The organism is Mesorhizobium sp. P160927, assembly GCF_057766385.1.
This window is the reverse complement of the sequence record NZ_JBYMDW010000001.1, coordinates 1,361,855-1,379,247: the sequence shown is the minus strand read 5'-3', so window position 1 is coordinate 1,379,247 and position 17,393 is coordinate 1,361,855. Positions and strand designations below refer to the sequence as shown.

Below are 17,393 nucleotides of genomic sequence, written 5' to 3'. Positions count from 1 at the left end.
ATTGGTTCGTGTGGTATACTGCAGGCTCAATATAAGCGTAGGGTAAAAGCACTGCCGCTGGCCGCGCCGGCCGGTGACCCCAATGGCCGGAGAGAGCGCATGACCCGCGACCAGATGCTCGCCCACCTTCGCGCCGCCGATGCGGTCGCTCGCGAGGCTGCCGTGCACGGCCACCATCCCTTCGGCGCGGTGCTGGTCGGCCCCGACGACGCAATCCTCATGCGCCAAGGCAACATCGACACCGTGCATCATGCCGAGACCGAGCTTGCGCGGCGCGCCGCGGCAGCCTATCCGCCGGAGTTTCTCTGGACATGCACGCTGGTCTCAACCGGCGAGCCCTGCGCGATGTGCACCGGAACGCTCTACTGGGCCAATATCGGCCGGCTTGTCTATGGCTTCGAGGAGACCGAGCTTCTCGCGCTGACCGGCGACCATCCCGAAAATCCGACGATGAGCCTGTCCGCGCGAATTGTGCTCGGCTCTGGACAGAAGAAGGTCGAGGTCCACGGCCCCTTCCCCGAAATCGAGGATGAACTTGTATCGGTGCACCGTGGCTTCTGGCGTCGGTAGTTGTTCCCCACGCCCCGCGAAAGGTCAGAAAGAGCGGACCGGACATAGGCGCAATGTGGGCACTGCTACATGGACTTGAGCGGAACGCCGCCCTTCGTTCGAATGACGCCAACCCGTCAACCCTGCGATATCCTGGTCAAAGCTGACGGCGAACTCCCAAATCCCCAAATTTGCCGCCGCCAGTCAGGCTCGGCGGTTTTGCCCGTATTTATGTCCCCCCAAACCGCCGAGCCGCCCCGGTCAGCCGGCAAACTCCCTCGATTTAGGGGCCCTTCCCAAACTGAATTCAGCCTAGAGCAGCACGACCCTATCCAGCCCCAAGCGTATCCGCTGGCCTTCCGCATAGGACAGCGCGAACGATTCCAGTTCAAATGATCGGGTAAGTTCTTGGCCGCCTTCGGTGACGCGGACGAGCCATTCGCCAGAGACTTCCGCCACTTCGACACGAGCCGACACATTGCGGAACGGAACCACGTTATCCATCGCATGCCTCCCTAGAAAGCAATGGGGAACGTCGATTTTTATAGGACCAGCGAAGTCGTCAGATCAAGTGCGATTGTGGGCTTATTGCTGGCTATCGTCCGCCGCTCCGGTGATCTGGCTAACCGCCACTTCCGAAAGTTTGTGGACCGCCAGCTGCTGAATGAACCATTGGGCATGTTCGCCCCATTCGGCAGGCGAGACGTTGTTTTCGCGGACAGACTTCATGAATGCCTCACGAAGCGCATCAAGATCGAAGATGGAAATGTCCCTGCCAGGCATATAGGGGAATATGCTGGTTGAAACCGGAGCTTCAAGGCAGAGATTGCAAAATCAGTTAACGCGCGGGCGATGCCGTTCATTCAACGGAAAGGGACAGGCCGGGGGAAGGGCCGAGGATCGCTTTCGAATCCGCCCGACTTAGGAGACGGCGGGACCGCTCGATGAGCCGGCGGCTTTCGGACATCACGCTGGCGACTTCCTCTAGGAGCTTTCGCGATTGCTCCTGAGTAAGGTTTACCTGGATGATAGAGGATGCGGTGTTCCAATCCATGGCTTGCCGAACTGCCATGCGCCAAAATGGTTCCGTAGCTTAGCAGAATTATTTTTGTGCCGTCTCCCCTATTTCACTTTGGGTTTGGTCAACCGTATAATCGCCCCATAAAGACCGGTTCAAACCGTGAACAAAGTCTGGCATGGTGCCTGCCATGCCAATCATCTCCCCGATTCTCCTGAACCCTCTGATCGACGGTCGCCAGTCCGAGCGCGCCATGCTGGTGCGGCGGGGCGTGCAGCGGTTGCTGATGCAGATGGGCGCGCATGTGCTGCCTGAGCTGTCGCTGGCCACCGGCCGGCGCGCCGATCTCGTGGCGCTGACGCGGCAGGGCGATATCTGGATCATCGAGATCAAATCCTCGATCGAGGATTTCCGGGTCGACCGAAAATGGCCTGATTACCGGCTGCATTCCGACCGCTTTTTTTTCGCCACACATCCCGGCGTGCCGCCGGAGATTTTCCCGGAAGAATGCGGCTTCATCCTCTCCGACGGCTATGGCGCCGAGATTTTGCGCGATGCGCCCGAGCACCGCATGGCGGCGGCGACGCGGAAGGCGCTGATGCTGCGCATCGCGCGGGCCGGCGCGGCGCGGCTGCTGGCGGCGGAGCTGGCGGGTGTCGCGGTGCCGGCGCTGGAGGGGGAGAGCGAGTAATCGCGGCCCAAAAATTGAAGCCCGCAACTGTCAGATGCTCCAGCCCCGAACGGCTACTCCGCTTCTTCCTCGCCACCCACAGCCGGGGCCATCAGCAGCACCGCGGCACCAAGCAGCGCGGCGATGAAGGAACCCGCGAGGATGCCGACCTTCACCGCGTCCTGCAGCGCCACGTCGTTGGCGAAGGCGAGCAGGCCGATGAACAGGCTCATGGTGAAGCCGATGCCGCACAGGAGCGAAATGCCGATCATGTGCGACCAGCCGGCATGGGCCGGCAGGTCGGCGAGGCCGAAGCGGATGGCGAGCGCGGAGGAACCGAAGACGCCGACCAGCTTGCCGACGACGAGACCGGCCGCGACGCCCAGCGTGAGCGGCTCGATCAGGGCGCTAAAACTCAGGCCGGTGAGCGAAACGCCGGCATTGGCAAAGCCGAAGATGGGGATGACGACGAACGCCACCAGCTTGTGCAGGCCGTGCTCGAGCCGGTGCAGCGGCGAATGATCCGAGTCCTGGCCTGTTCCGGCGGAACGTTCGAGCGGAATGGTGAGCGCGAGTGCCACACCGGCCAGCGTGGCATGGACGCCGGACCTCAGCACAAGCACCCACAGGATGGCGCCAAGCACGAGATAGGGCACAAGGCTCATCACCCGCGTACGGTTGAGCAGGACGAGCACGGCAATGACGGCGAAGGCAGCGCCGAGATAGGCCAGCGACAGGCCGCTGGTGTAGAATATGGCGATGATGATGACGGCGCCCAGGTCGTCGATGATGGCGAGCGCGGTCAGGAAGACCTTCAACGAGGCCGGCACGCGGCTGCCGAGCAGCGACAGAACGCCGAGCGCGAAGGCGATGTCGGTGGCGGTCGGGATCGCCCAGCCGGACAGTGCGGCCGAATTGTTGCTGTTGATGGCGACATAGACCAGCGCCGGCACCACCATGCCGCCGGCCGCCGCGATGCCGGGCAGCACCCGGCGTGGCCAGGTCGAGAGCTGGCCGTCCAGCATCTCGCGCTTGATCTCCAGCCCGACGAGCAGGAAGAACACCGCCATCAGCCCGTCATTGACCCAGTGCGAGACGCTGAGCGGGCCGAGATAGGCGTGGAGAACCGAGAAGTAGGTCCCGGCGAGCGGCGAGTTGGCGACGATCAGGGCAAGGGCGGCGGCCACCATCAGGATGATGCCGCCGGCCGCCTCGCTGTCCAGGAACTCGCGGAAGACGGAAACCGGCCGTCGCTTCAAATCCTCCATGTCGCCTCCATTAAGCAGCTAGTTTCGACTTTGCCGCATTACCCTTTTATAGGCGTTAGCGCTGCCCCCTCACCTGCCTGCCGGCATCCTCTCCCCGGGGCGAGGCACGCTGGCATCAGCGGTTTCGCCAATCGCCAACGTCGCGGCCAGCCGCTTTCGCCCCGTTTACGGGGAGAAATGCCCGGCAGGGCAATGAGGGGCGGCGCTGACTTCGACGATCGATGGCCTCCACCGCGAATTCGAAATCGGCGAGTGGTAATCGTTCTGCCTGCCCAGTGATCCTAACGCGGCGCGCGCTTGGCCAGGATCCGCTGCAGCGTGCGGCGATGCATGTTGAGCCGGCGTGCGGTCTCTGAAACGTTGCGCTCGCACATTTCGTAGACACGCTGGATGTGCTCCCAGCGCACGCGGTCGGCCGACATCGGGTTTTCCGGTGGCGCGGCGCGCTCGCCGGTGGTGCGTGTCAGTGCCGCAAAGACATCGTCGGCATCGGCGGGCTTCGACAGATAGTCGACGGCGCCGAGTTTCACCGCGGTCACCGCGGTGGCGATGTTGCCGTAACCGGTCAGGATGATGGTGCGGGAGTCCTCGCGCTTTTCGCGGATGGCGGCGACGACATCGAGGCCGTTGCCGTCGCCCAGCCGCATGTCGACCACCGCATAGGCGGGCGGATTGGCGCGCGCCTTGCCCACGGCCTCCTCGACGCTCTCCGCCGTCTCGACCACGAAACCCCTGGTTTCCATGGCACGGGCCAGACGGGTCAGGAACGGCTTGTCGTCATCGACGATCAGAAGCGAGGTGTCCTCGCCTTCAACCATAGGCCCACTGTTCTCATCGCCTGTCATCGTCTCGAAAATTCCTGCTGCCTTATTTTTACGCAGATATAGTTTTGCGGGGCCATTGTCCAATTTACGCAGTGTCAAACATGGTGGCTGGGGCCGATTCCGGGTTCAGGAAGATGCTTCTCGGCCACGAAATCCGCACCACGGCTCCTTCGCCGAGGCCGCTCGAATTGCGAAAGTCGAGCGTGGCGCCCGAACGTTCGAGCAATGTCTTTGCGATGAACAGGCCGAGCCCGAGGCCGCCTCCAGCTTCCGTGCCCTGGCGTGTCGACATGTAGGGTTCGCCAATACGGTCGATGATCTCGGGCGGGAAACCCGGGCCGTCATCGGTGATCGAGAAGGAGACCATCGCCTCGTCCCAGCTCCAGCGCACGGTGACGCTCTTGCGGGCGAAGTCGACGGCGTTCTCGACCAGATTGCCGAGGCCGTAGATGACGCCGGGATTGCGGCGCCCGACCGGCTCCGGCCCGGTTCGCTCGCCAGGGCGAAGCTTGATCGAGATGCCGAAGTCGCGATGTGGCGCGGTCACCTCCTCGACCAGCGAGGTCAGCGGCAGGCGGGATAGATGCGCCTCGCCCTCCGACGACAGGCTGGTCAGGCGCTTGAGGATTTCACGGCAGCGCTCGCTCTGAGAGCGCAGCAGCTTCACGTCTTCCCCGTATTTCGGATCGCTGCCGAGCGCCTTTTCCATCTCCTTGGCGACGAGCGTGATGGTGGCGAGCGGGGTGCCGAGTTCGTGCGCCGCCGCCGCCGCCAGCCCGTCGAGCGCGGAAAGGTGCTGCTCGCGCTGCAGCACCAGTTCCGTGGCGGCGAGCGCGTTGGCCAATAGCCGGGCTTCGGCGGCCACCCTGAAGGCGTACATGGCGGTGAAGGCGATGGAGGACAGCACCGCCATCCACATGCCGGCGACATAGATGAAGGGCATCACCAGGGGCGCGCCTTCGTACCAGGGCAGCGGCAGATGGCGAAAGACCAGCAAGGTCGCCGCGATCATCACCAGCCCGCCGAGGATGGCGGTGAGGCGAAGGGGCAGCGACGTCGCCGAAATGACGACGGGCACGGTCATCAGCAGCGAGAACGGATTGGTCAAGCCGCCGGTCATGTAGAGCAGGCCGGCAAGCTGAAGGCTGTCGAAGATCAGGATGCCGAAGGCGGCGAACGGGGTGAGCCGGTGCGCGGCCGGAAAGCGAAAGGCCAGAAACAGGTTCATCCAGGCCGAACAGGCGATGAGGGCAAAGCACAGACTGACCGGCAGCGGGAATTTCAGGCCGTAGGCAACGACGAGCACCGTCACGCTCTGGCCGACAATGGCCAGCCAGCGCAGCCGGATCAGCGTGTTGAGGCGCAGTCGCTGGCTTTGCTGGAAGTCGGGCGTGTTCAGGATGTTGATCATGGCCATGGATTACAGCCGCCAACCAGCAAAGGCTAGGTCCCGCGCGGCTTGGCGCGGGCGGTGGCGGCGGCGAGCAATGGGTTTTCCGGCCAGACATGCTTTGGATAGCGGCCGCGCATGTCGGCGCGCACATCGGTCCAGGAGCCGCGCCAGAAGCCCGGCAGGTCTCGCGTCGTCTGGATCGGCCGGTGCGCCGGCGACAACAGTTCAAGCGTCAAGGGGACGGTGCCGTTGGCGATCGACGGATGACTATCGAGGCCGAACAATTCTTGCACGCGCACCGCCAGAACCGGCCATTCGCCGTCATAGCGGATCGGCACATGGCTGCCCGACGGGGCATCGAAATGAGTCGGCGCCAGCGCTTCGATCTTGCGTTGCAGGTCATGCGGCACGAGCGACGCCAACCCGGCCGTAACAATTCCGGGTTCAATGGCGGCCAGGGATGCCGCACCGGACAGAAAAGGCAGCAGCCAGTCGTCGAGGCGCGCGATGAGCGCTTCATCCGACATGTCGGGCCAGGGCGCGCCTAAGCCCTTGTGCAGCCAGGACAGCCGGTGGCGCAGCATCCGCGCCTCCTTGCTCCAGGTCAGAAGGGAAAGCCCATGCTCGCGCAAGGCCTCGATGATGTCGCGGTCGGCATCGGCGCCGGCCGGCGGCGGCAGCATGCGTTCGGCTAGCGTGATGGCGCCAAGGCGCACGGTTTCGCGCACCCGCACGGCGCGCCTGTCGCGATCGAAACTCGTCTGCCGGCGGGTTTCGATCCTGCCGCCAAGTGCTGCCCGGATGTCCTCCTCGCTGCTTGCCGCCGCCGCCGTAATGCGAGCATTCTGCGCCTTGCCCTGCAGGTCCGCGACGACCAGAAACGGCTCGCCCGCCAGCGGGTCGCCGACGTCGAGCATGGCGCCGGAACCGTTGGCCAGCACGAAACGGCCGCGCTCGCCGCGCGCCTTGGCGACACGGTCCGGCCAGGCGTGGATGAGCAGGGTTCCGGCTGGAACAGCTCCGCTGGTCTTCGCACCGCCTACCTGCCTGGCCAGGCGCTCGGCAAGCTGGCGCGCCGACGTGGCACGCGGCGATCTTTCCGCGCGAAAGCGCATCAGCCGCCGTTCGAGGTCGGCACCGTCACCGCCAAGGCCGCGCTCGGTCAGCAGTACGGCAAGCATGGCCGCCTCACCACCATGACCGCTGCTGGCCGCCTCGGCGACCATATGCGCCAGCCGTACCGGCAGAGCGAGCTTGCGCATCGAAGCGCCCGCGTCCGTCAACCGCCCTGCTTCATCAATGGCCTCAAGGGCCCGCAAAAGCGACCCTGCTTCATTCAGCGCGGGAGCCGGCGGCGGATCGAGGAAAGCAAGACTGGTTGGATCAGCGACACCGAAGGCGGCGCAGTCGAGCAGCAGGCCCGACAGGTCCGCCTCGAGGATTTCCGGGGGTGTGAAGGCGGGAAGTGCCGCCGTCTGCTCGGCACGCCACAGCCGGATGGCGACGCCGGCCTGCGTGCGGCCGGCCCGGCCGGCGCGCTGGTCGGCGGAGGCCTTGCTGACGCGCACGGTTTCCAATCTGGTCAGTCCGCTGGCCGGCTCATAGCGCGGCAGCCGCGACAGGCCGGAATCGATAACGACGCGCACGCCGTCGATGGTTATGGAGGTCTCGGCGATGGAGGTCGCCAGCACCACCTTTCGGCGGCCTGGCGGCGCCGGCTTGATCGCCGCGTCCTGCGCCTTGCCGTCGAGCTGGCCATAGAGCGGCACGATATCAGTGTCGGCGTCGACCTTGCCGGCCAGCCGCTCGGCGGTGCGCTCGATCTCGCGCTGGCCGGGCAAGAAGGCAAGCACGCTGCCGCTCTCCTCGGCAAGGGCGAAGCGGATCGCCTTGGCCATGGCGTCCTCGATCGGGGTGCCGGCCGGCCGCTCGTCGTATCTGACATCGACGGGGAAGGCGCGGCCCTCGCTTTCGATCACCGGCGCGCCCGACAGGAGTTTCGCGACCCGTGCGCCGTCGAGCGTTGCCGACATCACCAGCAGACGCAGATCCGGCCGCAGCGCGCCTTGCACATCGAGGGCGAGAGCGAGACCGAAATCGCCGTCGAGCGAGCGCTCGTGGAATTCGTCGAAAATGACGGCCGAAACGCCGGCCAGTTCAGGGTCGTCGAGGATCATGCGCGCCAGCACGCCCTCGGTGACGACCAGGATTTTCGTCCGCGCCGAAGTGCGGTTTTCCATGCGCATGGCGTAGCCGATGGTGGCGCCGGGCTCTTCCCCCAGCAACTCGGCCATGCGGCGCGCGGCGGCGCGGGCGGCGAGCCGGCGCGGTTCGAGCAAGACGATCTTGCCCGTGCCCAGCCAGGGCGCATCGAGCAGCGCCAAGGGCACCAGCGTGGTCTTGCCAGCGCCGGGCGGCGCGACCAGCACGGCGCTGTTGCCAGAGCCGAGCGCCTCGCTCAGCGCCGGCAGCACGGCGGACACCGGAAGTTCCGGCAAGGGTTTGGTCGTCATTACGCCCGCATATCAGCGGTCGCGGGCGCCGTGCAACTTTATCGCACCAGGGCCTTGTTTAGAGCCGTGCGCGGGAAAACGGATTCCAGCGCACCGTGCCCAGCCGCACCTCCTCGCGCACCATGGTCAGCAGGCCCGATCCGCCGACGACGGCGAGGCCGACCAGCGACAGCCAGTCTGGATATTCCCGGAAGAACAGCGCGCCGAGGATGACCGCCCAGACGATCTGCGAATAATGCGTCGGCGCAATCCGGTTGGCCGGAGCGTATTTGGCGGCCAGCAACTGCAGCAATTGCCCACAGGCGGTGAAGGCGCCCGCCATCACCAGCCATGCCAGCTGTTTTCCATCGGGGACGGTGAAGGAGGTCGCGGCGGCACCGATGCCGTTGAACAGCAGTCCATAGCCGATCAGCACGCCGAGCATGGTCGTTCGTTTTTCCTGCTGCGCCAGCGACCGCATCAGGATGACGTTGGTGGCGGCGAGAAAAGCGATAGTGAAAGCGGCAAGGTGACCAAGGTGGTGAAAGCATAGACGCTGAGCACGCCCGACTCGATGCCGACCCAGGCCCGCGCCTGCACCGCCCAGGGACGTTTGGCGCGCCAGAAATCACGCCAGCGCTCGTTGGCCGGCCGGCTGAAAAAGAGGAAGCAGCCGGCAAACAATGTCGAGAAGAAGCCGATCTCGAACACCGTGAATTGGCCGCCCAGGCTCTTGATAACGGCATCGCTGCCCGAATAGCTTGCATAGGCGATCAGGGCGAGCAGGATTCCGTTCGGCACGTTTTTTCATTTCCGGGGAGAGAGAGTTGAAAATACTGGCGCTCGGTGCCCATCCAGACGACATCGAGATCTTCATGTTCGGTACGATGGCCGCCTATGCCGCGCAAGGCGCGGAACTCACTTTTGCCGTGGCCACCGATGGTGCCAGGGGCGGCACGGGCGATCCCGCTGTTCTGGCTCGTGTCCGGCGCGAGGAGGCAATGGCCGCGGCCGCGCTGCTCGGGGCGGCACCACGCTTCCTCGACTTTCCCGATGGCGGGCTTGTGGCCGACGCCGCACTGATCGATGCGCTGAAAACGCTGGTCAGCGAGATCGGGCCGGACTTGGCGATCACGCACGGGCCCAATGACTATCACGCCGACCACCGCGCGCTGTCGGACGGCGTGCGCATCGCTGCTTCCTTCGGAGTTCCGGTGCTGCATGCCGACACGATGGGCGGAACCGGATTCTCGCCGACGCACTATGTCGATATTTCCGTCCATGCCGACATCAAGGCCAAGGCGATCCGCATGCACCAGTCGCAGGACCCGGACCGCTTCGTCGAGATTGCACTGACGCAGAACCTTTTCCGCTCGGGCCAGTGCAACGGCGCGCACGGTTCGCTGGCCGAAGCTTTCCGGTTCGAGCCGACATTTCCCTTCGGCGACGTCCGCGCGCTGCTGCCGCCGGCGCCGCCGATCCGGACGGTGATGGTGAGCACCAAACGGGTCGACTGAACCCGCGGACGATCGGCCAGATGTATCCCATTCCGCGCTCGTCCCCCTGACGCCCGGCGCTTTTCCCAACATTTTCAGAGACCGGCTTCAGCATGTTGCGGCGCAGCAACGAATTCGCTTGCCTTGTTTAGTAAAAATTGCATCACTAAACAAATTACTAAACATTGGCGATGCGACCACGCCGCCATGTTTGGGCCTCTGAGGAGAGAGGTTGAGGGATCTTGAGACCGTCATCCGGACGTGTTTCGCAAATGGGAGGAAGGCATGAAATCGAGCTTGAAACTGGCGTTGGGACTGACCTCGGCTATCGCAGCGTCGACAGCCGTCTCGAACGCCGCGCACGCTGAAGACCTGACGCTGTGCTGGGCCGCCTGGGACCCAGCCAACGCGCTGGTTGAACTGTCCAAGGACTTCACCAAGGAAACCGGCATCGGCATGAAATTCGAATTCGTGCCGTGGACCAACTATGCCGACCGTTTCCTCAACGAATTGAACTCGCACGGCAAGCTCTGCGACCTGATCATCGGCGACAGCCAGTGGATCGGCGGCGCCGCCGAGAATGGCCATTACGTCAAGCTGAACGACTTCTTCGACAAGGAGAAGATCAGCATGGACGACTTCGTGCCGGCGACCGTCGTCGGCTATTCGGAATGGCCGAAGAACACGCCCAACTACTGGGCGCTGCCGGCCATGGGCGACGTCGTCGGCTGGACCTACCGCAAGGACTGGTTCTCCAAGCCCGAACTGCAGAAGGAATTCAAGGAGAAGTATGGCTGGGACCTCGGCCCGCCGGCCACTTTCGACCAGCTGAAGCAGATCGCCGAATTCTTCCAGAAGCGGCAGGTCGACGGCAAGACGGTCTATGGCGCCTCGATCTACACCGAGCGCGGCTCGGAAGGCATCACCATGGGCGCCATGGACGTGCTCTACAGCTACGGCTTCCAGTACGAGAACCCGAAGAAGCCGTACGAGATGGAAGGCTTCGTCAATTCGCCAGACGCGGTCAAAGGTCTGGAATTCTACAAGGCGCTCTACGATTGCTGCACCCCTCCGGGCGCCTCGAACAGCTACATGGGTGAAGGCGTCGATGCCTTCAAATCCGGCCAGGTGGCGATGCACATGAACTTCGCCTTCACATGGCCGGGCCTGCAGAAGGACGAGAATGTCGGCGGCGACAAGATCGGCTATTTCGTCAATCCAAAGGGTCCCGGTGGCGCCCAGTTCGCCCAGCTCGGCGGCCAAGGTATTTCGGTGGTCTCCTATTCCGACAAGCAGGAATCGGCGCTGAAATATATCAAGTGGTTCGCCAACAAGGACGTGCAGGCCAAGTGGTGGTCGCTCGGCGGTTATTCCTGCCTTAACGCGGTGGTGAAGGATCCGAAATTCCCGGCCAGCCAGCCTTATGCGCAGACCTTCCTCGACTCGATGGCGATCGTGAAGGACTTCTGGGCCGAGCCGAGCTACGCGCCGCTGCTGCAAGCCTCGCAGAAGCGCTTCCATGACTATGTCGTTGCCGGCCAGGGTTCGGCCAAGGATGCTCTCGACGGCCTGGTCAAGGACTGGACGCAGGTCTTCCAGGACGACGGCAAGATGTAGCCGCGGCAACCGCAAGGCTCCTCCCGAGCCATGACCACGCGTCCCGTGCCGCCCTTGGCACGGGACGCGGTTCAGATAAATTCCATGACAGAGACGAACGAAGTGACCGAAGCAGGACTGACCATGCTCAATCGGACCGCGGACACCGTTGCCCGGGCGACCCCGGAACCGTTGGCTCGCAAGGTCCGGGGCATCAGCGAAAAGGGCCTCGCCTGGCTGTTCATCTCGCCGACGATCCTGTTGCTGCTTGCCATCAACATCTTCCCGCTGTTCTGGGCGATCTACCTGTCTTTCACCAATTTTCGCGCCAACCGCCCGAACGAGGTGGTGAAGAACCTCGGTTTCGCCAATTACCAGCGCATCCTTGGCGACCAGGACATCTGGATCGCCATGCAGACGACAGCGCATTTCGTGTTCTGGACCATCCTCTTGCAGACGCTGATCGGCTTCACGCTGGCCTGGCTGATCGACCGCAAGTTTCGCGGCCACGCTTTCTGGACGACGCTGATCCTGGTGCCGATGATGCTGTCGCCGGCCGTGGTCGGCAATTTCTGGCGCTTCCTCTACGAGCCGCAGATCGGCCTGTTTTCCTATGTCGTCTCGTTCGTGTCGGGCATTCCGCCGACAAGCATCCAGATGCTTTCCAACGTCTCGCTGGCGCCGTGGTCGATCATCATCGTCGATACCTGGATGTGGACGCCCTACGTGATGCTGATCTGCCTCGCGGGCCTGCGCTCGATTCCCGAATATATTTATGAGGCGGCCGAGGTCGACCGCGCATCCAACTGGCGGCAGTTCTGGTCGATCACGCTGCCAATGGCGCTGCCCTTCATCATGCTGGCGGTGCTGTTTCGCGGCATCGAGAACTTCAAGATGTTCGACATGGTCAACCTGCTCACCGGCGGCGGGCCGGGTTCGACCACCGAAGTCGCCTCGATCACGCTGAAACGGCAGGCCTTCGAGAGCTGGCGCACCGGCTATTCCTCTGCCTTCGCCATCATCCTGTTCGTCGCGGTGTTCGGTCTCGCCAACATCTACGTCAAGGCGCTCAACAAGGTGAAGCAGAGATGAGCCTGACCACAGCCCATTCGGTCGTCGCGCCCTCGTCGAATTCGAAGCGCATCGCCGGCGCCATCATCATCGCCTACGCGCTGATCTCGATCGTGCCGCTCTTGTGGATCTTCGCCACCAGCTTCAAGACGCCGCCGGATTCGATCGCCTATCCGCCCAAGATCGTGTTCCAGCCGAGCATCGAGGGCTACTGCAACCTGTTCACGACGCGCACCAGGCAGACGCCTGAATATATCAACTCGCTCGGACCGGCGACGGGCTTCTGCGACGAGACTGTGCGCAAGCGCAACATGGTGATCGCCGGACCATCCAACTTCCTGCCGCGCTTCATCAATTCGCTGATCATCGCCTTCGGCTCGACCTTCTGCGCCGTGTTCCTCGGGACATTGTCGGCCTACGGCTTCTCGCGCTTCAAGGTGCCGCTCGCCGACGACCTTCTGTTCTTCATCCTATCGACACGCTTCATGCCGCCGATCGCTGTCGCGATTCCCATCTACCTGATGTACCGCGAGCTTGGCCTGTCGGACACCGCGCTCGGCATGATCCTGCTCTACACGGCGGTCAACGTGTCGCTGGCGGTGTGGCTGCTCAAGGGCTTCATCGACGAGATTCCGCGCGAATATGAGGAAGCGGCGATGATCGACGGCTACACGCGGCTGCAGGCCTTCTGGCGCACCGTGCTGCCGCAGGCGACCACCGGCATTGCCGCCACCGCGATCTTCTGCCTGATCTTCGCCTGGAACGAATACGCCTTCGCCGCGCTGCTGACGTCAGGCACCGCGCAAACCGCGCCGCCCTTCATTCCGACCATCATAGGCGAAGGCGGCCAGGACTGGCCGGCCGTGGCGGCCGGCACGACGATCTTCCTGGTTCCAATCCTGGTCTTCACCATCCTACTCCGCAAGCAATTGCTGCGCGGCATCACCTTCGGCGCGGTGCGAAAATGAGTATGACACAATCCGCAAAACGCAAATCGCGCTGGCCCCGCTGGGCCAGACGCGGGCTGATGGAAAACATTGCCACGGCGCTTATCGCCATCGGCTTCCTGATGCTGTTCCAGCCTTTCGCGCTGTCGCTCTATACCTATTCCTTCATCACCATGCTTGCCGGCACGGTGATGTTCATCATCGTCTCGAAGTTTCCGGAATAATCCATGGCCGAAATTCGCGTCCAACATCTGAGAAAGGCCTTCGGCGATTTCGTCGCCGTGCAAGACTCCAACTTCGTCGTCGAGGATGGCGAGTTCTTCGTCATGCTCGGACCGTCGGGCTGCGGCAAGACCACCACCTTGCGCATGATCGCCGGGCTTGAGCTGCCGACCGGCGGCCAGATCCTGCTCGGCGGCGACGACGTCACCATGCTCAGGGCCCGCGAGCGCGACATCGCCTTCGTCTTCCAGCTCTTCGCGCTCTATCCGCATATGAACGTGCGCAAGAACATCGGCTTCCCACTTTTGGCGCAAGGCATGCCCTCGGCCGAGATCCGCACCCGCGTCGAGGAAACGGCGAAGCTTCTGCGCATCGACCATCTGCTCAACAAATCCGTATCCGGTCTCGCCGGCGGCGACCGCCAGCGCGTCGCGCTTGGCCGCGCCATCGTGCGGCGGCCGAAATGCTTTCTGATGGACGAGCCGCTCGGAACGCTCGACACCGAGTTCCGTGACCTAATGGTCCATGAACTGCGCGAGTTGCACAATCGGATCCACGCGACGACCGTGTACGTCACACATGACCAGATGGAAGCGATGTCGATGGCCGACAAGATCGCCGTCATGAACCACGGCGTCATCGAGCAGTTCGGCACACCGCGCGAGATCTACGACCGCCCCGCTACCATGTTCGTGGCCGATTTCATCGGCTCCCCGCCGATGAATTTTTTGAAATTTGGCGGTGGACTTACAAAAGGTGCGAAGGAGGTAGTCGTCCAAGGGGCGACCGTGGCGGTGCCTGAGGTGCGCGAGGACGTAGCACCTGCCGACATGGCGCTCGGCATTCGCCCCGAACACATCCGCTTCGACGATGCATCCAAGCTGCGCGGCGCCATCTACGGCACCGAATACCTCGGCACCACCCAGATCGTCGCGGTGGAAACGGCGGACGGCATCATCAAGGCGCGGGTGCCGGCCGAAATCCGGCTCAATGCTGGCGACCATGTCGGCCTGACACTGAACAGCGCGCGACTGTCGCTGTTCGAAAAAGGCTCCGGGCGCGCGGTGAGAACGGCAATCCACGACACCGCCTCTCAGGGGAGAGCGCAGCATGGCTGACGTGCACATCAAAGGCGTGACCAAAAGCTTCGGCGACCATGTCGCCGTCAGCGGGCTTGAACTGCATATATCGGACGGCGAATTCGTCGTGCTGCTGGGGCCGACCGGCGCCGGCAAGACGACCACACTGCGGCTGATTGCAGGGCTGGAACGGCCGGATGCAGGCACGATCGAGATCGGCGGCCACAATGCCACGACCCTGTCGCCGGCCGAACGCGACACAGCCTTCGTCTTCCAGCAATATTCGCTCTATCCGCATCTGTCGGTGTTCGACAATCTCGCCTTCCCACTGCGCTCGCCGGCGCGGAAAATACCGGAAGACCAAATCCGCCGCCGGGTCGAGGAGGTCGCGAAGATGGTGCGCATCCATCACAAGCTTGCCAACCGTTCGACCAAATTGTCGGGCGGCGAAATGCAGCGCGTCGCCATCGGCCGCGCGCTGGTGCGCAAGCCTTCCATCTACCTGATGGACGAGCCGCTGTCGTCGCTCGACGCCAAGCTGCGCGCGGATCTCAGACTCGAATTGAAGCGCATCCAGTCCGAGCTCGGTGCTACCATGCTCTACGTCACGCACGACCAGATCGAGGCGATGACCATGGCCGATCGCATCGGCATCCTCGCCGACGGCGTGCTGGTGCAGATCGGTTCACCACGAACCATTTATTCGGAACCGGCAAATCTGCATGTCGCAGCACGGCTCGGCCAGCCGGCGATCAATCTTTTGCCGACGGGGCTACTTCCCGATGGCGGCGCGCCGGCCGGCACCAGGACGATTGGCGCGCGCACCGAGCACCTGGCGATCGAGAAGGCCGTGAATGGCCATGCTGATGGCGTCGTCGACTGGGTCGAGCATCTCGGCGACCAGAACCATCTGCATGTGACGGTGGGGCAGAAGAAGGTGGTGACCCTGACCGATCCCGACACCGATCTGGCGCAAGGCGACGAAGTGGTGATCCGCTACCGCTCGCCGCTCTATTTCGGCGCCGACGGACAACGACTGATGTGACCGGCTTCGGCGCGCCCGCCAAGGCGACGCCGGCTTCTGATTGAAGATTGCGAATACGGGACGAATTCGATGAAGCACTTTTTCAACCGCAGGGAAACGATTGTCACCGAGGCCCTGGACGGCCTGTTGCGCACCATTGGCTCAGGCGACCTCGCGCGCCTCGACGGGTATCCCGACATCAAGGTCGTGCTGCGCGCGGATTGGGACAAGTCCAAGGTTGCTGTCGTCTCCGGCGGCGGCGCCGGGCACGAGCCGTCGCATGCCGGCTTCGTCGGCATGGGCATGCTGACGGCGGCGGTTTCGGGCGAGATATTCGCCTCGCCCAGCGTCAAAGCTGTGCTGGCGGCCATTCGCGCGGTCACCGGACCGGCCGGTTGCCTGCTGATCGTCAAGAACTACACCGGAGACCGGCTCAATTTCGGCCTCGCTGCCGAGAAGGCGCGCGCCGAAGGTTTTGCCGTCGAGATGGTGATCGTCGCCGACGACATCGCGCTGCCCGACATCGCCCAGCCGCGCGGCGTTGCCGGCACATTATTCGTGCACAAGATATCAGGCCACCTGTCGGAAGCCGGCAAGGACCTGGTATCCGTCGCGGCGGCCGCGCGCGCGGCGGCAAAGGATATCATCTCGCTCGGCATGTCGTTGTCGTCCTGCTCCATTCCCGGCCAGCCGCACGAGGACAGGTTTGGCGAAGACGATGGCGAGCTCGGCCTCGGCATCCACGGTGAGCCCGGCGTCGAGCGCATCGCGGTACAGAGCGCCGACAAGTTGGTGGCTGTCATGGCGGAGCGCCTCGCGGGGCGGCTCGACGCGAAAGCGGACCATGCCTTGCTGATCAACAATCTGGGCTCCGTGCCGCCGCTCGAAATGTCGCTGGTTACCAATGCGGTGCTTGCCTCCCCGCTGGCAATGACAGTGAAGTTCACCATCGGTCCCGGATCGTTGATGACGGCACTCAATATGAACGGGTTCTCGCTGTCGCTGATCCGGCTCGATGCGGCACGCGAGGCCGCCTTGCTAGCGCCGGTCGGCCCGCCCGCCTGGATGCCGGCCAAGCCGCTCGTCGCGCCCGCTGTCGTACCGATGGCGAAGGCAGCCGGACAAAGCTCACACAGGGCCAGCCAGGATGCCGGCACCAAGCGCTTGATCGTCACGGTCTGCGAGAAGCTGATTTCGCTCGAAGCGGCATTGAACGGACTGGACGCCAAGGCGGGCGACGGCGACACCGGCTCGACCGTGGCGACCGGCGCACGCAGCATTCTTGATCGGCTCGACACGCTGCCGCTTGCCGACCCCGCGGCGACCTTAGGTGCAGTGGGCGACATATTGAGCGCATCGATGGGCGGCTCCAGCGGGGTGCTACTGTCGATCTTTTTCACGGCGGCGGGGCGGGCCTTGGACGGTGGCGCCGGTGTGCCCAAGGCCCTGCTCGCCGGGCTTGAACGCCTGACCTTCTACGGTGGCGCCAAACCCGGCGATCGCACCATGATCGATGCGCTCGAGCCGGCCTTGAAGGCGCTCGACGGCAAGGGCCTTGACGACGCGGCGGCAGCAGCCCGGCGCGGTGCGGAGGCCACCGCGGCCATGGAGAAGGCAAAAGCCGGGCGGTCCGCCTATGTCGGTGCCGGATTGCAGGGCGTGGTCGATCCGGGTGCTCATGCCGTGGCAGAGGTGTTCGCGGCCGCCGCCACACTGCTTGTCACGGCCTGACGCATGCACCAGT

The 17,393-nt window shown here is 63.9% G+C and carries 16 protein-coding genes and 1 pseudogene; 10 read left to right on the top strand and 7 right to left on the bottom strand.

Annotated elements, in window-relative coordinates; all coding sequences use genetic code 11:
• The first annotated feature begins 99 nt into the window (after positions 1 to 99).
• Positions 100 to 570 carry a nucleoside deaminase gene (locus tag AC3CB8_RS06935; protein WP_352563301.1) on the top strand — a complete coding sequence of 157 codons (471 nt, stop codon included), beginning with the start codon at positions 100 to 102 and terminating at the stop codon, positions 568 to 570.
• Positions 571 to 861: 291 nt separating this feature from the next.
• Here AC3CB8_RS06935 and AC3CB8_RS06930 read toward each other — a convergent pair whose 3' ends face one another.
• Positions 862 to 1,053, bottom strand: a complete 192-nt coding sequence (locus tag AC3CB8_RS06930; RefSeq protein ID WP_023772512.1) for a hypothetical protein — start codon at positions 1,051 to 1,053, stop codon at positions 862 to 864.
• Between the two features lie 81 nt (positions 1,054 to 1,134).
• Positions 1,135 to 1,332, bottom strand: a complete 198-nt coding sequence (locus AC3CB8_RS06925; protein WP_023772511.1) for a hypothetical protein — start codon at positions 1,330 to 1,332, stop codon at positions 1,135 to 1,137.
• 425 nt (positions 1,333 to 1,757) lie between these two features.
• On the opposite strand from AC3CB8_RS06925, the gene AC3CB8_RS06920 reads away from it, so the two are divergent.
• Positions 1,758 to 2,258 carry an MmcB family DNA repair protein gene (locus tag AC3CB8_RS06920; protein ID WP_023781655.1) on the top strand — a complete coding sequence of 167 codons (501 nt, stop codon included), beginning with the start codon at positions 1,758 to 1,760 and terminating at the stop codon, positions 2,256 to 2,258.
• 53 nt (positions 2,259 to 2,311) lie between these two features.
• Here AC3CB8_RS06920 and nhaA read toward each other — a convergent pair whose 3' ends face one another.
• The 5 genes and pseudogenes from nhaA to AC3CB8_RS06895 form a co-directional block, all read right to left on the bottom strand.
• Positions 2,312 to 3,505: a Na+/H+ antiporter NhaA gene (gene nhaA / locus AC3CB8_RS06915; protein WP_352563302.1), complete on the bottom strand. Its 1,194-nt coding sequence runs from the start codon at positions 3,503 to 3,505 to the stop codon at positions 2,312 to 2,314.
• Positions 3,506 to 3,786: 281 nt separating this feature from the next.
• Entirely contained in the window at positions 3,787 to 4,350 is a 564-nt protein-coding gene (locus AC3CB8_RS06910; RefSeq protein ID WP_015314185.1) for an ActR/PrrA/RegA family redox response regulator transcription factor, read from the bottom strand.
• A 64-nt stretch (positions 4,351 to 4,414) separates the two neighbouring features.
• The gene (locus tag AC3CB8_RS06905) at positions 4,415 to 5,746 is read right to left on the bottom strand and encodes an ActS/PrrB/RegB family redox-sensitive histidine kinase (RefSeq protein WP_352552320.1); all 1,332 of its coding nucleotides are present in this window, start codon (positions 5,744 to 5,746) and stop codon (positions 4,415 to 4,417) included.
• A 26-nt stretch (positions 5,747 to 5,772) separates the two neighbouring features.
• On the bottom strand, positions 5,773 to 8,235 hold the full coding sequence (gene hrpB, locus AC3CB8_RS06900; protein WP_352563303.1) for an ATP-dependent helicase HrpB: 2,463 nt from the start codon (positions 8,233 to 8,235) through the stop codon (positions 5,773 to 5,775).
• A 58-nt stretch (positions 8,236 to 8,293) separates the two neighbouring features.
• Positions 8,294 to 9,015 (bottom strand): annotated as a pseudogene (locus AC3CB8_RS06895) (DMT family transporter).
• A gap of 26 nt (positions 9,016 to 9,041) precedes the next feature.
• On the opposite strand from AC3CB8_RS06895, the gene AC3CB8_RS06890 reads away from it, so the two are divergent.
• The 8 genes from AC3CB8_RS06890 to AC3CB8_RS06855 all read left to right on the top strand — a co-directional run bounded on the left by AC3CB8_RS06890 (position 9,042) and on the right by AC3CB8_RS06855 (position 17,380).
• Positions 9,042 to 9,731 carry a PIG-L deacetylase family protein gene (locus tag AC3CB8_RS06890; protein WP_023772504.1) on the top strand — a complete coding sequence of 230 codons (690 nt, stop codon included), beginning with the start codon at positions 9,042 to 9,044 and terminating at the stop codon, positions 9,729 to 9,731.
• Between the two features lie 264 nt (positions 9,732 to 9,995).
• Positions 9,996 to 11,327, top strand: a complete 1,332-nt coding sequence (locus tag AC3CB8_RS06885; protein ID WP_023772503.1) for an ABC transporter substrate-binding protein — start codon at positions 9,996 to 9,998, stop codon at positions 11,325 to 11,327.
• A gap of 123 nt (positions 11,328 to 11,450) precedes the next feature.
• Entirely contained in the window at positions 11,451 to 12,398 is a 948-nt protein-coding gene (locus tag AC3CB8_RS06880) for a carbohydrate ABC transporter permease (protein WP_352563321.1), read from the top strand.
• The gene (locus tag AC3CB8_RS06875; protein ID WP_015314192.1) at positions 12,395 to 13,345 is read left to right on the top strand and encodes a carbohydrate ABC transporter permease; all 951 of its coding nucleotides are present in this window, start codon (positions 12,395 to 12,397) and stop codon (positions 13,343 to 13,345) included. The genes AC3CB8_RS06880 and AC3CB8_RS06875 overlap by 4 nt, the downstream gene beginning before the upstream one ends.
• The gene (locus AC3CB8_RS06870; protein ID WP_023772500.1) at positions 13,342 to 13,548 is read left to right on the top strand and encodes a hypothetical protein; all 207 of its coding nucleotides are present in this window, start codon (positions 13,342 to 13,344) and stop codon (positions 13,546 to 13,548) included. Before AC3CB8_RS06875 ends, AC3CB8_RS06870 begins: the two co-directional genes overlap by 4 nt.
• 3 nt (positions 13,549 to 13,551) lie before the next feature.
• The gene (locus AC3CB8_RS06865) at positions 13,552 to 14,664 is read left to right on the top strand and encodes an ABC transporter ATP-binding protein (protein ID WP_015314194.1); all 1,113 of its coding nucleotides are present in this window, start codon (positions 13,552 to 13,554) and stop codon (positions 14,662 to 14,664) included.
• Positions 14,657 to 15,670 carry an ABC transporter ATP-binding protein gene (locus tag AC3CB8_RS06860; protein WP_352563304.1) on the top strand — a complete coding sequence of 338 codons (1,014 nt, stop codon included), beginning with the start codon at positions 14,657 to 14,659 and terminating at the stop codon, positions 15,668 to 15,670. The genes AC3CB8_RS06865 and AC3CB8_RS06860 overlap by 8 nt, the downstream gene beginning before the upstream one ends.
• A gap of 69 nt (positions 15,671 to 15,739) precedes the next feature.
• Positions 15,740 to 17,380 (top strand): dihydroxyacetone kinase subunit DhaK, encoded by a 1,641-nt coding sequence (locus AC3CB8_RS06855; protein WP_352563305.1) that lies wholly within the window; start codon positions 15,740 to 15,742, stop codon positions 17,378 to 17,380.
• Positions 17,381 to 17,393: the final 13 nt, after the last annotated feature.